This window comes from Leptospira fainei serovar Hurstbridge str. BUT 6, assembly GCF_000306235.2.
Lineage (GTDB): Bacteria > Spirochaetota > Leptospiria > Leptospirales > Leptospiraceae > Leptospira_B > Leptospira_B fainei.
Map to the genome: position 1 here is coordinate 176,405 of NZ_AKWZ02000002.1, position 18,596 is coordinate 195,000.

At 44.2% G+C, this 18,596-nt stretch carries 17 protein-coding genes (1 of these 17 cut by a window edge); 13 read left to right on the forward strand and 4 right to left on the reverse strand.

Features of this window, described 5'->3' with window-relative positions; genetic code table 11:
* Window position 1 precedes the first annotated feature (1 nt).
* On the forward strand, window positions 2–1,048 hold the full coding sequence (locus LEP1GSC058_RS02230; RefSeq protein ID WP_016548085.1) for an Mrp/NBP35 family ATP-binding protein: 1,047 nt from the start codon (window positions 2–4) through the stop codon (window positions 1,046–1,048).
* A 40-nt stretch (window positions 1,049–1,088) separates the two neighbouring features.
* Window positions 1,089–1,778, forward strand: a complete 690-nt coding sequence (locus LEP1GSC058_RS02235) for a hypothetical protein (protein ID WP_016548264.1) — start codon at window positions 1,089–1,091, stop codon at window positions 1,776–1,778.
* A gap of 9 nt (window positions 1,779–1,787) precedes the next feature.
* Here LEP1GSC058_RS02235 and LEP1GSC058_RS02240 read toward each other — a convergent pair whose 3' ends face one another.
* Together LEP1GSC058_RS02240 and LEP1GSC058_RS02245 are read right to left on the reverse strand one after the other, a co-directional pair.
* Window positions 1,788–2,402 carry a UbiX family flavin prenyltransferase gene (locus LEP1GSC058_RS02240; RefSeq protein ID WP_039947964.1) on the reverse strand — a complete coding sequence of 205 codons (615 nt, stop codon included), beginning with the start codon at window positions 2,400–2,402 and terminating at the stop codon, window positions 1,788–1,790.
* Between the two features lie 42 nt (window positions 2,403–2,444).
* Complete coding sequence (locus LEP1GSC058_RS02245; RefSeq protein WP_039947965.1) at window positions 2,445–3,359, reverse strand: UbiA-like polyprenyltransferase; 915 nt, start codon at window positions 3,357–3,359, stop codon at window positions 2,445–2,447.
* Between the two features lie 61 nt (window positions 3,360–3,420).
* Between LEP1GSC058_RS02245 and LEP1GSC058_RS02250 the strand changes: the two genes are divergently transcribed.
* The 3 genes from LEP1GSC058_RS02250 to ychF are packed head-to-tail and all read left to right on the forward strand — an operon-like array spanning window position 3,421 to window position 6,348.
* Window positions 3,421–4,119, forward strand: coding sequence for a hypothetical protein (locus tag LEP1GSC058_RS02250; RefSeq protein ID WP_084680343.1), 699 nt, complete (start codon window positions 3,421–3,423; stop codon window positions 4,117–4,119).
* Window positions 4,120–4,122: 3 nt separating this feature from the next.
* The gene (locus LEP1GSC058_RS02255) at window positions 4,123–5,193 is read left to right on the forward strand and encodes an LIC11612 family fibronectin-binding protein (protein WP_016548270.1); all 1,071 of its coding nucleotides are present in this window, start codon (window positions 4,123–4,125) and stop codon (window positions 5,191–5,193) included.
* 57 nt (window positions 5,194–5,250) lie between these two features.
* Window positions 5,251–6,348 carry a redox-regulated ATPase YchF gene (ychF, locus tag LEP1GSC058_RS02260; RefSeq protein WP_016548064.1) on the forward strand — a complete coding sequence of 366 codons (1,098 nt, stop codon included), beginning with the start codon at window positions 5,251–5,253 and terminating at the stop codon, window positions 6,346–6,348.
* Between the two features lie 5 nt (window positions 6,349–6,353).
* On the opposite strand, the gene LEP1GSC058_RS02265 is transcribed toward ychF, so the two are convergent.
* The gene (locus LEP1GSC058_RS02265) at window positions 6,354–7,982 is read right to left on the reverse strand and encodes a helix-turn-helix domain-containing protein (RefSeq protein ID WP_039947968.1); all 1,629 of its coding nucleotides are present in this window, start codon (window positions 7,980–7,982) and stop codon (window positions 6,354–6,356) included.
* A gap of 615 nt (window positions 7,983–8,597) precedes the next feature.
* Between LEP1GSC058_RS02265 and LEP1GSC058_RS02270 the strand changes: the two genes are divergently transcribed.
* From LEP1GSC058_RS02270 to LEP1GSC058_RS02305, 8 genes are all read left to right on the forward strand, one after another.
* On the forward strand, window positions 8,598–9,581 hold the full coding sequence (locus LEP1GSC058_RS02270; protein ID WP_016547881.1) for a sodium-dependent bicarbonate transport family permease: 984 nt from the start codon (window positions 8,598–8,600) through the stop codon (window positions 9,579–9,581).
* A 205-nt stretch (window positions 9,582–9,786) separates the two neighbouring features.
* On the forward strand, window positions 9,787–11,781 hold the full coding sequence (locus LEP1GSC058_RS02275) for an alginate export family protein (protein ID WP_016548273.1): 1,995 nt from the start codon (window positions 9,787–9,789) through the stop codon (window positions 11,779–11,781).
* A gap of 17 nt (window positions 11,782–11,798) precedes the next feature.
* Window positions 11,799–13,520, forward strand: coding sequence for a proton-conducting transporter transmembrane domain-containing protein (locus tag LEP1GSC058_RS02280; RefSeq protein WP_016547815.1), 1,722 nt, complete (start codon window positions 11,799–11,801; stop codon window positions 13,518–13,520).
* A complete protein-coding gene (locus LEP1GSC058_RS02285; RefSeq protein WP_039947925.1) occupies window positions 13,487–14,374 on the forward strand; it encodes an NADH-quinone oxidoreductase subunit H in 888 nt (295 codons plus the stop codon). The genes LEP1GSC058_RS02280 and LEP1GSC058_RS02285 overlap by 34 nt, the downstream gene beginning before the upstream one ends.
* Window positions 14,375–14,377: 3 nt before the next feature.
* Window positions 14,378–14,989 (forward strand): hypothetical protein, encoded by a 612-nt coding sequence (locus tag LEP1GSC058_RS02290; RefSeq protein ID WP_016547808.1) that lies wholly within the window; start codon window positions 14,378–14,380, stop codon window positions 14,987–14,989.
* Window positions 14,986–16,194, forward strand: a complete 1,209-nt coding sequence (locus LEP1GSC058_RS02295) for a proton-conducting transporter transmembrane domain-containing protein (protein ID WP_016548239.1) — start codon at window positions 14,986–14,988, stop codon at window positions 16,192–16,194. Before LEP1GSC058_RS02290 ends, LEP1GSC058_RS02295 begins: the two co-directional genes overlap by 4 nt.
* Complete coding sequence (locus tag LEP1GSC058_RS02300) at window positions 16,191–17,609, forward strand: hydrogenase large subunit (protein WP_039947926.1); 1,419 nt, start codon at window positions 16,191–16,193, stop codon at window positions 17,607–17,609. Before LEP1GSC058_RS02295 ends, LEP1GSC058_RS02300 begins: the two co-directional genes overlap by 4 nt.
* On the forward strand, window positions 17,606–18,424 hold the full coding sequence (locus tag LEP1GSC058_RS02305; protein ID WP_016548058.1) for an NADH-quinone oxidoreductase subunit B family protein: 819 nt from the start codon (window positions 17,606–17,608) through the stop codon (window positions 18,422–18,424). Before LEP1GSC058_RS02300 ends, LEP1GSC058_RS02305 begins: the two co-directional genes overlap by 4 nt.
* Before the next feature lie 111 nt (window positions 18,425–18,535).
* Here the strand turns inward: LEP1GSC058_RS02305 and LEP1GSC058_RS02310 are convergent, their stop codons facing one another.
* A protein-coding gene (locus tag LEP1GSC058_RS02310) for a hypothetical protein (RefSeq protein ID WP_051133750.1) crosses the window boundary here: on the reverse strand, window positions 18,536–18,596 show its 3' end. It continues 1,391 nt past the right edge of the window; 61 of the gene's 1,452 nt are visible here — the last part of the coding sequence; its start codon lies beyond the right edge, outside the window; the stop codon is at window positions 18,536–18,538.

Below are 18,596 nucleotides of genomic sequence, written 5' to 3' on the forward strand. Positions count from 1 at the left end.
AATGGCCGGAAAAATCGAACCAATCGAAATCCAACGTGAATTAACCAAGATCAAGCATCCCGAATTGAAGAAGGACATCGTCTCCTTAGGAATGATCGCTTCTTTAGAAATCGGCGAAGACGAAACGAATATCCTCGTAAAAACTCCGAGCCAAGATAGACGCATTCAAATCGGATTGGAAGCGCAGATTCGCCAAACTCTCTCTAAGAAAGAAGGAATCGGAAAAATAAAGATTAAGTTCGAAGTCGATCCGAAGTTTCAATTAAATGATTCGAATAAGATCGTAGGCGTAAAAAAAGTGATCGCGGTCGGCTCCGGAAAAGGAGGAGTCGGAAAATCCACCGTCACCGTTAATTTGGCTGCGGCTGCTGCCGCTTTAGGATATAAGGTCGGCGTTATGGATGCGGACATCTACGGTCCATCCATCGGAAAAATGTTCGGAATTAACGGACGAGTCGCATTAAAAGCCGAAGAAGATAAGATCTATCCGTTAGAAAAAGACGGTCTAAAAATTATATCGTTCTCCTTTTTGATCGATGAAAAGCAGCCGGTCGTTTGGAGAGGGCCGATGCTCGGAAAAGCGGTCGAGCAATTTCTTTACGATATTGTTTGGGGTGAGCTAGATTTTCTTTTCATCGATCTTCCCCCCGGTACTGGAGACGTTCAATTGTCGTTAGCCCAATTGATCGATTTGGATGGAGCTATTCTGGTTACTACTCCGCAGTCGGTTGCATTGCTCGATGCGAATCGTGCCGCTGCAATGTTTCAGCAAGTGAAAGTACCCATTTTGGGGGTAGTGGAAAATATGAGTGAATTTGTGTGTCCGAATTGTGGCCATTCTTCGCCTATCTTTTCGACAGGCGGCGGCAAAAAATTGGCGGACATGTTCGAGACAAAATTCTTAGGCGGAATCCCGCTTACGATGGATCTAATGAATGCAAGCGAATCAGGAAAGCCGCTTGTCTTTCAAGAGCCTAACGGTCAAGTTGCCCAGGCATACAAAAACATCCTAGAAAATCTTAGTGAAGAGATAAAAAAGTGGGAATGAGCGTCGATCGTCAGTCTGTTATTACAGGAGAAAGGAAACCGTGAAGTTTGAGAAAGGCTCCGAAAAGAACCCATCTGGAAACCTCATCGTCTACTGTAATGTAGTAGGAGAGAATCCTCTGTATCCAGGCGGTAAGATAATCGCATCCAATGTCGTAGTTAGTTTTCTACGGATTGGTGAGAATTTTCCCGTAGTGACCTTCCCGCCCGTGTCACTCGACAGCTACGACGATCTGAAACGAATCATTTCAGATAACTACGACAAGTATGACGTCGTCAAAATCAAAGACTTCGAAATGCCGACCGAGCAGGAAGATTCGAATTCTTATATCAAAGAAAGAATGGATCATTTCGAAAATGTAGTGATTCGTTACGTTGAACTCTGCAAGAATCGTGAAGGGAATTCCTTTCCTTCCAACGATAAGGAACCGGAGGGAGTACGCGATTACCTCGATTCGTTAGCGAATCTCTCTTTGAAAGTGCGCAGATCTAGCGGAATCGCCCGCGAAGCGTCTCTCTTACATATGGAAAAATTAGTGGAGAATTTCGCCGGAAAACACCCCGAATTCGATCTGCATAATTTTAGAAAAGCGCTCGAAATGCCGGGCCAAACCGGTGAAGAACTGATCGGCCTATATCTACAGAAGTTTAACGCCATTTCGTACGAAAGATACGAAGACGCATCTTCATTGAATAAACGAATTCAACAGATTGAATCCGTCAATTCCTGAGTCCGAATTTTAGGACTCGATCTTTATATCCGGATTCCATCGAGGATATAAATCCACGTCGACTCCTAAGAGACGAAAAATACGAGTCGCCATAAAATCACCAAGATCATCCAAGGTTTTAGGAATTTGATAGAACCCGGGAGATGCAGGTAACAAGATCGCGCCTGCATCATGAAGATCGATCATATTCTGCAAATGAATTCTATTATAAGGCGTCTCGCGAGGGACTAAAATTAATTTTCTTCTCTCTTTAAGGCTGACATCTGCCGCTCGTTCGATTAAATTTTCCGTAATTCCGGATCGAATGGAAGCTACGGTTTTCATCGAACATGGTACTATAACCATTCCGTCCCAAGTATTCGAACCTGAGGCAATATCTGCGCCGACGTCCTTGTGATTTCGAATTTTGAAATTATGTTTAGCGGCCGGTTTCCAGCGTTCCCGAATATAATCTAAAATCTCTTTCGAAGAGGAGGCTTTCGTTTCGTATTCCTCCTGAAAGACTTGAATCGCCGCCGGACTCGCTACGAACCAACTTTCGCCTTCTAACTCCATGAGTGCGCGTAGGAATCGAGTCGCGTAGATAGATCCGCTTGCCCCTGCCATTGCGACGATTAACTTGATGTTCTTATTCGGACTCAATTTTAAATTCCATTTATGAAATTCTTATAAAGGAATGTTACGAATCGCAGATTGAATTTCAGGAAGTTTTTCCAACAAAATGCCTCCGAATAAAACCAAGGAAATCCAGGAATGAATTCCGTAAAATGCAGGCGGGAAAATGCCGTCCTTATGTTTAATCGCGATCCATTGTTCGCATATCATCAGCAATCCGGTAGCTACCCAAAAAAACCAAAAAATACCCGAAAGTCCGGAGACCACTCCCGCGCCTGCTAAGAAAAGTAAGGACAGAAAATGAGAAATCCTGGAAATCCATAATGATGCATTTCGTCCGAAGCGAGCAGGCACGGATTGCAAACCTTCCTTCTTATCGAAAGATTCGTCTTGCAGAGCATACAAAATATCGAAACCGGCAAGATTGAAAGCTAAACCGATTGTCCAAAAGACCGGCTCCCATGCAAACTCTTGACGCAAAGCGACCCAGGCTCCGAGAGGCGCTAATCCTATCGATGCCCCCAAATAGAAATGGCAAAGAAACGTGAACCTCTTCGTATATGAATAAGTCAAAAGTAAAAATAATGTCGGAAAAGAAAGAGCAAATGCTAAGGGATTTAAAAACCAGCTCCCGATAAAAAAAATAAAGGATGAAAGGATGATAAATAAGACTGCTGCAACATCCGAAATTTGACCGGCAGGAATTTCCCGATTAGCGGTTCTCGGATTTTTGATATCAAATCGGCTATCCACCCAGCGATTGAAACCCATCGCAGCACTTCTGGCGCCTATCATACAAATCAACACCCAAAAGAATCTGATTCCCCATTCGCCAAGGGCGACTCCCGGCGTTTTCAAAAAAGCGAGAATACAAGAAATACCCGCAAAGGGGAGAGCAAATAATGTATGGGAAAATTTTACGAATCTTCCATACTTACCGAACGTCTCTAACACTGAAGAAACCATCTCCTTCAAAATGATAAAACCTTTCCGCCAAGGAAGCAGATTTTTATTTTTCTATTCGAAAATGGGTGATTTTTTCCAGGAAGCCGAAATGCTCGGAGATATGGCTTCAGTGCAAAGTGTAAAAGTAAGAACTCGGGTCAACCGGAGCGAAATTCGATCCGTTTTAGAAGACATTGAAAGAATTCCCTCCATCCATGCGAAATGGTTGAACACACTTTCGCTTCTCGAACATATCGGCGCACGAAAAATCCACGCCTCACAAACCGGCAATTCCATTTCGGAAATGGTCTTACGACACGCATCCGAAGAAGCCAGGCACGCTGCTTTCTTTAAAAAACTAACGCTCAGAGTCGGATCCGAAGAATTTTCGGGATATGAACCGGCAACTCTATTGGCGGGAAATTCAGCGGTAATATATTTTCAAAGGCTAGATTCGATTGTGAATCGCTCCTTATCGTCCGAAGCTTTCTCTCGAGGAAAACAGAAACTCCTTTGTTATCTTTACGTTACAAAATTAATAGAGGAAAGAGCCGGGCTCGTTTACGAAGAATATGAGAGGATACTAAGTTCCGGCGAGAGCGGAATTTCCCTGAAAAGCATCATTAAAGAAGAAGAAAGTCATTTACAGGAAATGAATTTTCATCTTCAGGATAACGATCCGAAATTCTCCGAACGAACAGATTACTTTAGGGAAAAGGAATCGATATTTTTTTCAAAGTTCTTCGAAACGCTAAGAAATTTGATTCCCGTTAATTCTTAAAGAGTGAATGAAAAGCTATTTTACACTTCTATGAATCTACGCCGATTATCGAAGTTATCGCTAATAATTATTCTTTCATTCGTATCGAGTATCGGAACGGACGCTCTGCGTTCACAAGATTCCGTAGCAAAACAGGATTCTCCGATGGGAATCGTAGTTTATTGCTCCTTTCCCGAAAAAGAAGAGCCATATTCGAAAGTATGGGAGCGAAATCTCTCTCTATGGTACAAAGCTTATAAAAAAAGAAAGCAAGAGGAAGGAGGGGGCTCATTTTTAATCGCCTCCGTTCCACATCTTCCTAAAAATTCTCCCGAATTGGAAAGACTTCGTCAAGAGATTGGATTCGAAATATTGTTTCCAGGAGAACAACTTCTCTCCGATTCAAAACAGACTTCGGATAAAAAAGAATCAACCGACGTCTCGAAAACGGAAACTAAATCGGCTGCAACCGCTTCTGAAAAACCCACCAAACGTAGAAAAAATAAAAAGGGAGGGAAATCGACAAAAAAGGCGGTTAAAGAAAGTGGAGAGCGACCGGATGCCTCCTCAAAGCAAGCTCGAAGACAAACGACCGGAAAAAGGGAAAAAATAAAGCCCGATAAATCGCAGATTATTTTGCCTGCGACATTCGTTCAAAAATCCGCTGTAGGTCTAAATTTTCTATTCTACTCTCCTTCCTTGACCTCTTTAAAGTCGTCAGGAACTCCATCTTGGAAAGAAGAATTTCAATCGCAACTTTCCCTTTGGAAACGGGACCTAGCTGTTCACTTCCTACTAATGCAAGATCCGAACCCGACCTCGGCGGAAACTTCGAATCCAATAACCGAGGAAATTCAATTTCTACGCCCCATTCTTTTAGGGGACTTACCGGCAGTCACTTTACTTTCCTATTCTCGTTCGCTTCGATTCTTTGACGGTGAATATAGTTTCGGCTGCGGAGCGAATCCGAACTCCTTAAAGATAACTGTCCTTGAATTGTTTTTCCGAAACGGAAAAATGATTCGAATTTCCGAAGAATCATACTCGCTGAATTCCGCCGATTCGAATAAATCGTGGATTCTGGAATCAAACTAGAATTACCTTCCATCACAAACGAATTTACAGATTTCACGCCTTGACTATATTGACTCCATGAGTCTCAACTGTGGAATCGTAGGACTTCCCAACGTAGGAAAATCGACGATCTTTAACGCCCTTACGAAAGCCGGGGCAGAAATGCAAAACTATCCCTTCTGTACAATCGAACCGAATAAAGGCATCGTAGAAGTTCCGGATCCTCGCTTGAACAGACTCGCCGAATTATATATTCCTCAAAAAACCGTTCCGGCCATTATGGAATTCGTGGATATCGCAGGACTCGTCAAAGGAGCCAGCCAGGGAGAAGGTCTTGGAAATAAATTTCTTTCTCATATTCGGGAAGTGGATGCCATCTGCCACGTAGTTAGAGCCTTTGAAGATGATAATATCACGCATGTCCACGGCAAAATCGATCCCGTCGAAGATGCTCAGGTCGTTACATTAGAACTTATCTTTGCAGATCTTGAATCCGCCGAAAAGCAACAGCAGAAAATAGCAAGAAATGCAAAGGCCGGTAATAAGGAGGCAATCGAAACGACTGCGGTCCTGGAGAAAATCCTGAATGTTTTGAGAGCGGGAAAGCCGGCTCGTTTGGCGGAAATCAAGCCGGAGGAGAGGAAGATCGTTAAAACATTTAATCTTATTACATCCAAACCGGTGATGTACGTTGCCAATATCAGCGACAAAACGTCCGCTCAAAAGGATAATCCTCTCGTAACGGCGATAAGAAAAATGGCGGAGGAAGAAGGCGCCGAAGTGGTCACGCTCTGCGGCAAATTTGAGGAGGAAATTTCCGGTCTGTCACGAAGCGAGCAACTGGAATTTTTAAGCGAAATCGGGGAAACTGAAAGCGGACTCGATAGAATGATTCACTCCGCATACAAACTTCTGGGCCTTGTAACTTTCTTCACCGCAGGCGAGCAGGAAGTAAGAGCTTGGACCACGGACCTCGGAAGCACTGCTCCAATCGCGGCGTCAGTTATTCACACCGATTTTGAAAAAGGATTCATTAGAGCGGAAGTGATGAAATATGAGGACTTGGATAGAACAGGTAGTCCCGCAAAGGTAAAGGAAGAAGGTAAGCTTCGTTTGGAAGGAAAGGAATACATAGTTCAGGACGGCGACGTAATCTATTTTCGGGTTAACGCGTAACTCTCTCAGCCTGCCTGAACCTTATCCGCAAGCATGTCCTTCCGGAAGGAATTCGGATTTGTTCCCGTTAATTTTTTAAATTCCAGATAAAATGCGGATCGAGAGCTAAAACCCGCTCTTGATCCAATTTCTGTAGTATTTTCCTCGGGTAATTCCATTAAGAGATTTTTAGCTTCTTCAACTCGATATTGATTTATCAGGGAAGGGAAGCTAGTCTTAAATTCAGTATTAATCAATTCAGAAAGTTGATGAATCGTAATTCCTAACTCTCGAGCCACGTGCTCCTCTTTTAGCGATTTAGTGAGAAAGATTTTTTCCGATTCTAAGAGCTGTCGAATTCGTTGAACGAAATGATTTATATCCAAAGAAGCGAGATGCGATTTTCTCGCCGACCCTTCTCCTTCTTCGCGGCGTCGAATAATTTCTCGAGAAAGCAGGGAGACAAAGGCCGTCAAAAAAGGAATGAAATACAAAACGCCGAAAACGGCAATACGATTGTACGGATAAAAATCAAAATGAAAAATAGTCTTATATAAATCGAGAAGAAGGAAAATTCCCCAAACGGAAATAAAAAACAAATCGTACATGGATCGAGGCCGTACGAAGGAAATATGCGTTTTTCCGAAATAAAGTATCATCAAACCGTAATTTGCCACTAATACCAGAATTCTATGATCATACCAGAATTGGTATAGGGGAATTAGGGGGTATAAGATCCCGGTTAAGCAGACGATCCAAAATAATGGAGATCTATAAACGTTCCCATTATCTTCCCTATCCCAAGCAGCCAAATAAAGGAAAAAAGCGATATGAGTAATCCCTAAAAATAAGAAATAATTATGCCGAAATAGGTTATTCTCGTTTCCCACAATGGAAGCAAATTCCTTTCCGTGTAGAAAATACAAAGTAACAGCCAAAGAAAATAGATGAAACGGTAGTGCTAAAAAAAGAGGTTTTCGTGTTTTAAAAAAATAAAATCCATTATAGCCCAAGGACAAAAGCAGAACGAATCCCATCGTAACAAAAATCACGGATCGTAATCGAACGACTATCATGTAATCTTCTTCGGGAAGCAAACGGACCGGATAATTAATATCCTCGTTGGAGAGAACATATAAGTAAAAAGTTCTTTCTTCCTGAGGTTGTAAACGGATGTTAAAATGAGGAAGAGGGGAGATCAGATCATTCCACAGAGGATCAATATCATATCCTGCAAAGCCCGCCTCGAACTTACCGTTACTATCGAGCGAGCAGAGTTCAGCATCAGGCACATTCAACCAACCGAGAACCAGTGTCCTAAAAATCGGTTCTTCTCCCGTATTAGCCAACCGAAATCGCAGCCAATTTCCGGTCGGATTTCTTTTGACCCTCACAACTTCCGAGCTGTTATGATGCCATTCCATACGACTGAGAGTCTCGATCGTTTCCACCTTACAATGTCGAAACTGAAATCCTCGGTATCTATATTCGATTTTGGAACTGATATTTTCCGTCGGAGAATTCAATTTTAGCAGAATAGTGTCCGCTCCTTTGATTACCGGATTTGAGTGGAGGGGGGGCGCGAAAAAGGGCGTCGAAAAGAAAAATAGAAAAGAGATCCATAATGTAGTCCGTACTACATCTCTTTGCTTCATCTTTCTTTTCAAATTCACGTTTTTACTATCTTCCTTACTACTTGCTCTACGTCAGGCTCTCTTAATTTGCCAATAAGAACAGTAAAAAGTATAAGCAATTATCTTTCCTAGTCACTCTATTTTTTAGTTGAGAGCCTTCTTCCGTAGATTGATTTTTGTCCGGAATCACGATTCCAAATTCTCTTTTTGAATTCATCCATGATTATAATCTTGGAATATATCAATTTGGGAGGATGGGGGTTGTCTTAGTTCCTACAGTTCCCCTCCTATCCGTTGCACCTGCCCGGTAAAAATTTCTAAAATTGCGGCTATAAAGCCAAAAGCACCCAAAACTCGCGACTCTATTGGCCCATTCCTTGAGAATTTCCGACAAATTGACATTCCAATTTCTAAAAAAAGGACAGATTGTAGATTATTGCAGCGGCCAACCAAGTATGCTGAAATAACTTTCATTTTTTACCGTTTAAGATTTTTTTTGGTGTCCAAATTTATAAGTTTGGAAGGTTATGTATTACATAATCCTTCTCGGGTGAGGGGGAAATCGGATATAGCCGAATGTAAAACGTTCGCCAAGATTCCGACCTCTAAATTATCCGAGAATTCAAAGGAGATTTTATGGATTTTCATGCCGTTATAGAGAACATCCTTAACCCCCCGGTATTGTTTTTCTTCCTGGGTATGGGAGCGGTTCTTTTTAAATCGGATCTAGTTATTCCGGATCAGATTGGAAAGTTCTTCTCAATGTTTTTGTTGTTCTCGATCGGGTTCAAAGGTGGGCACGAGCTGTATAAAACCCCGTTTACTCAGGAGCATTTCTTCGTTCTTCTAGGGTGTTCTTTTATGGCGACTCTAGTCCCGATTTATGCGTATTACATCTTAAAAATTAAGCTGGATCGTCCGAATGCAGCCGCACTGGCGGGATCTTTTGGTTCGATAAGCGCTGTCACGTTCGTTACTGCGGGAGCATTTCTGCATAACGTCGGACAAGAGTTTGGAGGATTTATCGTCGCAGGGATGGCTTTGATGGAATCTCCCGCAATCGTTATAGCAGTTCTATTGGATAGAATCGGACGTACGAAAGCCGAGGGAAAAGGGAAAAACGGTTTCTCGTGGAAGCATTTACTGCACGAAGCATTCTTCGGATATTCGATTTACCTTCTTTTAGGCGCTCTATTCGTGGGTTATTTTACAGGCGAGTCCGGATGGAAGAAAGAATCACCATTCTCCGAAAACTTATTCCAAGGGATCTTGACCCTGTTCCTCCTAGATATGGGAATCTCCGCAGCAAAACGATTTAAAGAACTGACTCACGTAGGTTCGTTCTTGATTCTTGCGACGCTGATTATCATGGCAATCAACGTTGCTTTAGGATTAGTTCTCGTGAAAGTTATCGGAATGCCGTTAGGCGACGCATTCATGTTCGTCATATTATGCGCTTCCGCCTCTTACATTGCAGTTCCTGCAGCGATGAAGGGATCGATCCCGGATGCAAATCCGAGTATTTATCTCACGGTCGCATTATCCATCGTTTTCCCGATTAATATTATCGCCGGTATCCCACTTTATTATTATATAGTAAAGATGGTACTCGGAGCATAACGGACTTAAGTGGTTATCTTTAAGCAAAATATATAAAGATTAAAGATAAAGAAATGAAGCGACATTCCGGCTTCGCTTGTGTGAAGCCGGATTCAGCGCCAATATATCAGCAAGGTGCGCGAGTTCCGTCGTTTTTAAACCGATGGCGGGAGTGATAAATGGAATCCGGAGATAGTCCGGTAAAAATGAAACTCGGAGGAAGCAAATGAAAATTCCCAACTTTGCAAAAAATAAATCGACTCAATTTTCAAAAATCGTTCTTATAAATGTTATTCCTTTTCTGATCCTTACTACTCTCGTATCCGGGATTTTTGGACAAGAAAAACCGGCCACACCGACGCCTACCGTGGCAACTCCGCCGGTCAATGCGGGACAGGCGACAGCAACTCAAACTGCCGCTAATTCAGAGGAAGATACGTATGTTTCCCCGATGAGAGCCGGCGGTTTAACCGGAGATTATAATAGGGCTATCTTTCTCGATCCGGATTTAGGAAAAAAATTCCTAAATCGAAAAAAGGCCTGGTTAAACGACTGGGTTCGCGTTGGAGCATATATTCGCCCTCGTTGGGAAGATAGGGAAAACCTTTCGTTTGATAAGGCAAATAAAGGCGACACATCCCGGATCATGCAGACTTCTCAGCTGTTCTTTATTATCGATCCTAGTCCTTATTTTTCTATGAAGGTTAATATTCAGGATGCAAGGATTTGGGGAGGAGAAACTCCTGCTGCAGTCGGCGACACCCGCGCAAACACCTTCGCGAGTACGGGCTCGACGGTAGTTCCCGGGCAAGCCTCGAATAATACGGCCGGGCAGACTTCCATTCGTGAAGCCTGGTTTATGGTTAAAAAACTGCCTTTGAACGCCAAGGTTCAGATAGGTCGACAAATTCCTTCTTACGGGGATCAGCGAATGATAGGCGGCGCCAACTGGACGATTAACGGTCTTTCTTACGATGGTGCGCGGGTCATGTTCGATCAGGACTGGTTTAACGTTCATCTTTTCGGTTATAAATTAGTCTCCAATGCTAATGGAGTGAATGGCGTTTTATCTGCGAACGCACCAATCACTTACACCGATCCTGTAACGGGGAAATCCGTAACGAATCCGGGGCAACCTGATCAATACTTAGTCGGAACTTACAATACCGTAAAAGCGAAAGATTGGTTCTTAGTTGATATTTACTCATTAGGAGTATTAACTCACAAGACGCCTATTTCCCCGGCAGGCACACTAACCGTTCCTTCAGCCGCGGGCGCCGATCTAACGCCTAATGCTTGGAATAAACAGCAAAATAATCTGATTACCACCGGATTCAGGATCTCGAATCGGACAGCAAACAATAACCTTCCTGCCGCCGGACCTTGGGGTGGATGGGACTGGACGTTAGAGAGCGCATGGCAGTCGGGAGCAACCGGTGTTAGGGTAGACAATTTGGTTGCAGGCCAAGACGTTACGCTTCCTTTAACGGTTAACGGAGTTACGTATAACGGTAGCTTAGCGGGCACGAAGAATCAAAAATATTCCGGAGAATTTTTGGTATTGCAAACCGGATATACCTTCTTTGAAAAATTGCGCCTCGGCGTTCAATACCAGTATGCATCAGGAAATCATAATCGAGCTAGCGCGAGCAACTCGACGTTCCAAACTATCGCGAACCCTCGGTTCGGAGTAATTCCGTATTTCAATAATGTCAGCGGCTTATCCGAGAATATCGATACGAAGAACTTAATCAGTAAATCCATTCATATGTCCTACAAATCAAACGAATATGGAACGTTCTTTGTGTCCTATTTCGTGAACGATAAAGCTCAAGTTCAGGACGCTTGGTACGCGATTAACGGAACTGCTAATACGGGCTTTAGTACCGAGGCGAATACCGGGTTAACTAATGCCAATGGACAAACGGTTTACACACTCGGAAAGCTAGGAAAGAATATATATAACGAATTCGATATAGCTTGGATGTATATGATGAGCGACTACGTTTCTCTATGGATCGGTGCTGGATTTCTTTCCGCCGGAAGCGCCGTTAAAAATCAGAGGAACGCACTCTACACCTATACGGTCGCGAATGACGGATCAATTACCCTTACTTCGACGGCTGTTTTGAATCATATAAACACCCCATCGGTTTACGGTCCTGCGGGAGCGGCATCTCAAGCGAGAATGTTCTACATGCAGTTTAATGCGGCGTTCTAAGTGAATATGGGAGCGATATGACGATACTTGCTTATCTTGCAGTTGCAGCATCCCTTTTAGTACCCTTTCTAATAGGGAGGGTGTTAGGAGTGGATTTTTTAGGAGCCGATAGTTCGATCTTGATCGGGCTTACGCTCCAGGCTGCGTTGGGAATACCGATATCTCTTTACGTAAGCGGTTATGAAAAGGAAAAGAAACCGTTGGTTCTGCTGGGCTATGCGGTTTTTTTCTTGAGCACCGGACTTTGTTACCTGGTAGGGAAAAGTCTTTGGCTGATTCTTTTCTGGGAATTATCCACGGTCAGCGCGTTTCTCCTGTATTTAGGAGGAAGGTGGACGGACTCTTCGATAAGAAGTTTTGTGGCTTTAGTTTCGGCGGGCGGAATCGGAGCTTTTTGTTTCACGTTCTGGATCTTTGCCTCCGATCCGGCTATCGGGCTTTTCTTTCTAATTGCAGGACTTCTAATTAAGTCGGCTTTTTTCGGAGTTCATTTTTGGTTACCGGAAGCTCACTCTGGAGCTCCTGCTCATGCTTCGGCGGCATATTCCGGATTGTTAGTTAATCTTCCTCTTATTTTGTTTGCCAAGTTTGCGCTGCCGCTTCTTCCGGGAACTTTCTACGCGACCATTCTGATTCCGTTAGCGGCTATCGGAGTCTTATGGGCCGGAATGACCGCACTCTTCACCAAAGAAATCAAAAAGTCCATCGCCTATAGCACCGTTGAGAATATGAATCTTTTATGGTTGAGTATCCTTCTTGCGGGCTATTGGCAATCGAGCGAGATCGAAGGGTTAAGATTACTGAGCAAGGCATTCGGAGTTCTGTTTTTGATTTCTCTAGTGCATCATAGTATCAGCAAGACGTTTCAATTCCTTTATTTCGGATACCTTTCGAAATTATCGGGAGCCTCCGGAGTGGATCAAAGCACCGGTGTCGGAAGGGTAAGTAATATACCGACCTTTCTTGCGGCAATCGGAACTTTGAGCTTTCTTGCGATTCCGGGAACGACGGGCTTTCTATCCGAAGCTACGTTTATCAAATTATTATCCGCAGTGGTCGCGGTTCCGGGGACGAGCGCTCTTTTAGTGCTTCCTCTTTTGATTTTAGTCAGTACGGGACTTGCATTAGGAGCCGCAGCTCACTTGAGATTATTCTTGGGACTTACGTTATCCAGACCCAGAAGAAACTTCGAAGATCACGGTCGAAATTTACCGGTAACGATTTCTCTCGGACTCATCGGTGGACTTATTTTCATAGCGCCGATTCTGATTTTAGCTCTCGTCAATTACGCAGCGATCAAGGTCGATTGGCTGGAGGCGGAATGGTTTAAGGGCTTGGGAATATTGGATATAGTCGGATTGGTCTTATTGCTTTCAGTCGGAGTTTTAGGTTTCAGACATAAAATCAAACAAAGAAAACTTTGGGATTGCGGCGGGCAGTTCGGAGGCGCCGAAGTTGCCATCGGTCCCACAGCTGTATCGGATCCTCTCATGACTCCCTTAGGAAGATATTTCGTCGATAAGGAAGGGACTTCTCTTTTCGACAAAGGGTTTATTCGGATAATCATCAAGCTTTTAGGTTCGGCGAAGGCGAAGATTGTCGGGGCGGACGACGAGTCCATTTCGATCAACTTAACTTATTCGTCGTTAACAGTACTGGTCATATTGGTCGTGATCGTCGCGGTCCGATTGGCCGAGGGGGATATATGGAAGCAAATTATTTCTCAATGGATACATTAATCCGCGTTATCTCCTTTCTCCTACTTCCATTTCTTTGCGGAGGAATCGTTCAGAAAATCCGCGCTTATGGACAAGGAAGGAGAGGAGCTCCCGTCTTACAGATCTTATACGATACAATTCGAATGATTCGCAAATATCCGATCGACGGACCGTTCTCGGGCTTCTTTACGGAAAGCGCCGCGATATTCGCCTTTACTTTCGGAGTGGCGCTTTGGTCTCTCATCACGTTCGAATGGGCGTCCCTCTTACTAGTTCCGTTTTTAATCGGGATGATTCGATTTGCGACGGTTTCTTACGCGGTCGAAAACGGAACTTCGTTCGGAGGAATGGGAGCCGCGAGAGAAACTCTTTTATACGTCTTGGCGGAACCCATTCTCATTCTGGTTTTGGTCGTTTTCGAATCAAACTTGGTTTTCCAGGCGAATTTCGCAAATCTCTCCTTTGGAATTTTATTCTTCTTAGGGGCGTTATTAATCGTACTATCGGACCTTGCAAAACCTCCCTTCGATGATCCTCGCACTCACTTGGAACTTACCATGGTGCACGAAGCGATGCTCTTGGAAGCTTCCGGAAGAACGAGAGCTCTTTTCGAATTGGCTCACCAGCTTAAGACGGCATCTTTACTTCTTCTTCTTACGAAGCTCGGTTTGGAACATATAGAAATTTTCCTGAACCTGATTTCGAGTCCGTTGATTCGGGAACTTACCGCGACCGGTGGAGCTTTGTTTCTATCCGCCCTGATCGGTTATTGGGAATCGAATAGTACTCGTAGAAAGTGGGTTTGGATCCCGGAGCTTTTGGGATTGAACTTCATCTTCATGTTGATCTTGGGCATATTGCTCAAGCTAGGATAAACCATGGCGACAGATTTTAGTTATCTTATTATTCTCTTAACGGGAGTGGTCGCACTCCTGGAAAATCGTCTAAAGCGACTCGTAATACTAATCGGTGTCCAGGGATTTTTGTTATTAATTCCATTGTATCAGGAAGAGGGCGGGGATACTTTTCATTCGGTTTTTCTTGCGTTGATGGTCGTGGTTTTTAAAGGATTATTAACGCCTGCGATTCTGTATTGGACTGCGAGAAGAACAAACTCCGCGGAATCCACTTATCCTAAGGTAGGGTATCTGCCTACGTTAGCTCTTTTGTTCGCAGGAGCGGCGATCAGTTATACTTTTATGGGAATGATCGCCAATTTTTTCGGAAAGAGTCATCAGTATGCGTTCTTATTCGTTTTATTACTCATCTATGTGGGTATCGTAGGATTCGTAGTGAGACGGAATTGGTTCGGAGTGTTTGCCTGCTTCAGCATTTTTGAAAACGGAACTTTCTTACTTACGTTAATCTTAAAATCGGGAGTTCCGATCGGTAGCGAGTTCGGATCCTTCATCGATGCCGTTCTGATTATCGGGGCCGGCGCCGCCTTACGCATTAATAGCGAGAAAGGAAAGGAGGAAACATCCGCATGAGTTTAGAAATCTTATACGGGATCGGGTTTGCGGTATTCATACTGATTTTCTTAACCTATGTTCTCGCACCCACTCGCAATCAATCCGATCTACCGTTTTGGTCGGTACTACTCATCTTATGCGCGGGCTTGAATTTCGCGGCTTGGGGAGAGAGAGACACCACGCTTCAATGGGTTCTTATCGAGGCTACGACATTCGTAGGTTCTCTACTCATCTCATCCAGTAGAACTTCGAAGTCCTTTCCTATCGCTTGGAAATTTCTACTGATCAACTCGTTCGGTTTAGGTATCGCTTTTCTCGGAATCGTTTTGATTCTTGCAGCTTTCCACGTAATCAACCAACCGGTGGAGGTCCTTGCGGCGAACGTTGCCGATCATCCTGAAATCATATGGGTGGAAATAGGTCTCTGGTTGGCCATCTTCGGATACACCGCTAAGTTAGGTCTATTCCCGAATCACGTTTGGATCGAAGACACTTACGGAGAAAGCCCGACACAAGTTTCCTCCCTTCTTTCCGCATTCATACCGGTTTCGGTTTGCTTTGCACTGCGACCTTTCGTGCATATGGACCACCAACTCTTTCCTCACACGTTCAGCGGTGCGGACGGATTATTGGTCTTAGGGATCGTTACGATATTAATCAGCATCTTTGCCGTATACGATAGGAACGATATTCGTAGAATCTCCGCAAAAGTAGCTCTCTTTCATACCGGCGCACTTGCGGTCATTCTCTGGATGGATTTGAGCGATGTTGTATTTTACTTCGTCATGGCTTCAAACTTAGTCGTTAAGTCCCTTCTATTCATCAGTATGGGGATAGTCAGGATGGATGCAGGCAAAAGGGAATTGGGTAAGATTCTACAATCCGATTCGATTAACAAACCTGCGTTATCTCTCTTTATCCTGGCCTTATTTTTGGCGTTTGTGATGCCGGGGTCTCCGGTCTTTGTGAACGATATCATTCTGATCAAAGCAGGACAAATAGGGGGGAAAGGGTTAGTCATTCTAGTCCCTATCTTAGGTCTGGTTTTCTTCGGAGTTATGCTGTATAAAATCGCGCCTTTATTAAACCTAAAAGGGCGACCGTTCCAAAAAGAGAATTCGACGATCTTGCGTATCCGAATGACGAACGGATTTTTCCTCCTTCTCCTTCTACTCGGCACCGGGTGTTGGGGGTTCTTCTTATTAGTCCAGGGGGTTTTATGAGGACTGTTACCGGAATCTTTCAGAGTAAAGAAACCAAGCAAACGCATCGCTTTTGGCTGACCAATCACGGAATAGAGCACGAAGTTCTACCGAAAGCGAACGAGAAAAGCATTCTTGAAGATGCGGCAAATCCGATTTGGATTCTTCGACATAGTCTAGGAACCGATCAGGGAGCGGAAGATTATTCCTCCATCGATTTCGAGAAATATCTTTCGCAGGAAAGAAAACTTCTTTTGGAAAGGTTCGTTACCAAGGCTGGAATCAAGGATCTAGTTTATCGCGGCATTAATGTCCCCGTTCCTGCTTCCTTTTATAGCCATGCAGTAGGACCCATTCACGCTGGAGTCATCGAGCCGGGACATTTTAGGTTCATCGTAGAAGGGGAAGAAATTCATAACTTAGATATCCGTCTAGGATTTCAGAAGCGGGGACTCACCGAAATGATGAAAGGTCTGGACAAGGATTCGATCTCACCGTATGCCGAAGCGATCTCCGGCGACTCCACGATCGCTTACGATATCGCGTTTAGTAAAGCGTTTGAAGAAGCTCATGGTATACAGGTTTCCGCGGAAATTAATTTCGCAAGAGCTGTTCTCTTGGAAATCGAGAGAATCGCGATCCATATCGGAGACTTGGGCGCGATTGCAGGGGATGTCGGTTATTATCCGTTGCAAGGCGTCTGTTCGATGCAAAGGGGAGTTCCTCTAGGCGTGATGGAAGCTCTCACCGGAAATCGGTTCGGGCGGGGAGCTCTTTCTCCCGGAAAAGTCCGTTTGAAAAAGCAAATCACGCCCGAGTTCTTAGCGGACCTATCCAAGCGAATCGCAAACGTTACCGCCGATGTGGCCGCTCATTTCGAGAGAGCCTCCGAAAAATCCACCAATCGAGAAAGGCTACAAGCTTGCGGTATCATTCACCAAAAACAGATTAAGAATCTCGGATTTGTGGGCATGGTCGAAAAGTGTACCGGACTATCCAGAGATCTTCGGTTACACGATTCTTCTTATTCGATTACGCCGGAGCCTTTGAATCTTACGTTAGACGCGGGGCAGATGAGGGGAGACGCATGGTCCAGATTCTATCTTCGTTATGAAGAGTTGAAGAATAGCGGAGAGTGGTTGGAAAAAGCGATTCCGTTGTTAATCGAATTCCCGAAAGCTGCCGCTGCGCTGGCTAAAGCAAAAAGTTCCAAGCCGAAATCGGGTCTCTATTTCGGTTCTGCCGAAGGGTGGAGAGGTCCCGTTTTGGTCGCAGTCAACCTGGATTCTTCCGGTTCGATTCTGGACGCTTATGTGCGAGATCCATCCGTGTTGAATTGGCACGCGTTGGAGCTGGCCGTAAGAGGCGAGAATATCGGAGATTTTCCCCTGAATAACAAATCCTTCAACCTCAGTTATGTGGGTGTCGATTTATGAAACTACTGTACGAAGTTCTTAATATTTTCAAACCGGCAAAGAATATGGACTTTAAGAAAGTCCTGCCGACCAATCCGAATGCGCGAGGGATTCCAGTTCCTAATTTCAAAAAAGGGACTTCCTGCTTGGATTGCAAAGCTTGCGAAAAGGTTTGCCCTACTAAAGCGGTCGAGATTAAATCCGCAAAGGAAATCGTCTTCGATTACGGAGCCTGTTTACAATGCGGACTCTGCGCCGAAGCTTGTCCCGACGGCAAGATAGAAGACTCCGGATTCATCCATGTCTATTCGGTCGATCGGAAAGCATTAGTTGTTTCTTATATAGATGGAATTCCCGCCGAATACTCCGAAACGATCTCAGAAAACGCCAAGGAATTCAGGAAAATTACCCAAAACACCGGATTTCAATATAGGGAGGTCGCTGCCAGCGGAAACAATTCGACCGAAGCGGAAATCAACGCGAGCTTTAACGCGGTATTTGATAGTGAAGCAAGTATGGTGAGAGTCGTTGCTTCTCCTAAGCATGCAGACGCTCTCGTCTATGCGGGGCCTGTCGGAATTAACATGGAAAAACCGCTTCAAATAGCCTGGGATACCATGCCGGAAACAAAAGCGCTCATCGCTTGCGGAACAGAAGCCGTCTCCGGCGGCCTTTTCAAAAGAGGCAAACTTCCAAAGGAGCCCGACCTTTTTATAGCGGGAGATCCTCCTCGACCCGACGTCATGATTAGCGCCTTTCGTTATCTGATGGGAACTAAAAAATATTCTTTCCGAGACGAACTTACAAAGTATCTGGAATCTAAAAGAAAAACATAATATCGATTGAGCCCAATTAAATTATATTTCCTAAAACGTTTCAATTCGAAAGCTTTCCGCTAACAAATAAGCGGAAAGCTTTTTTGTTCTCTAAGAAAATACGCTACTAAATTATGCGACAGGAGGAATTCTTTCCGCCGAATACAATGCTTCCTTCGTTTTTAATCCTATC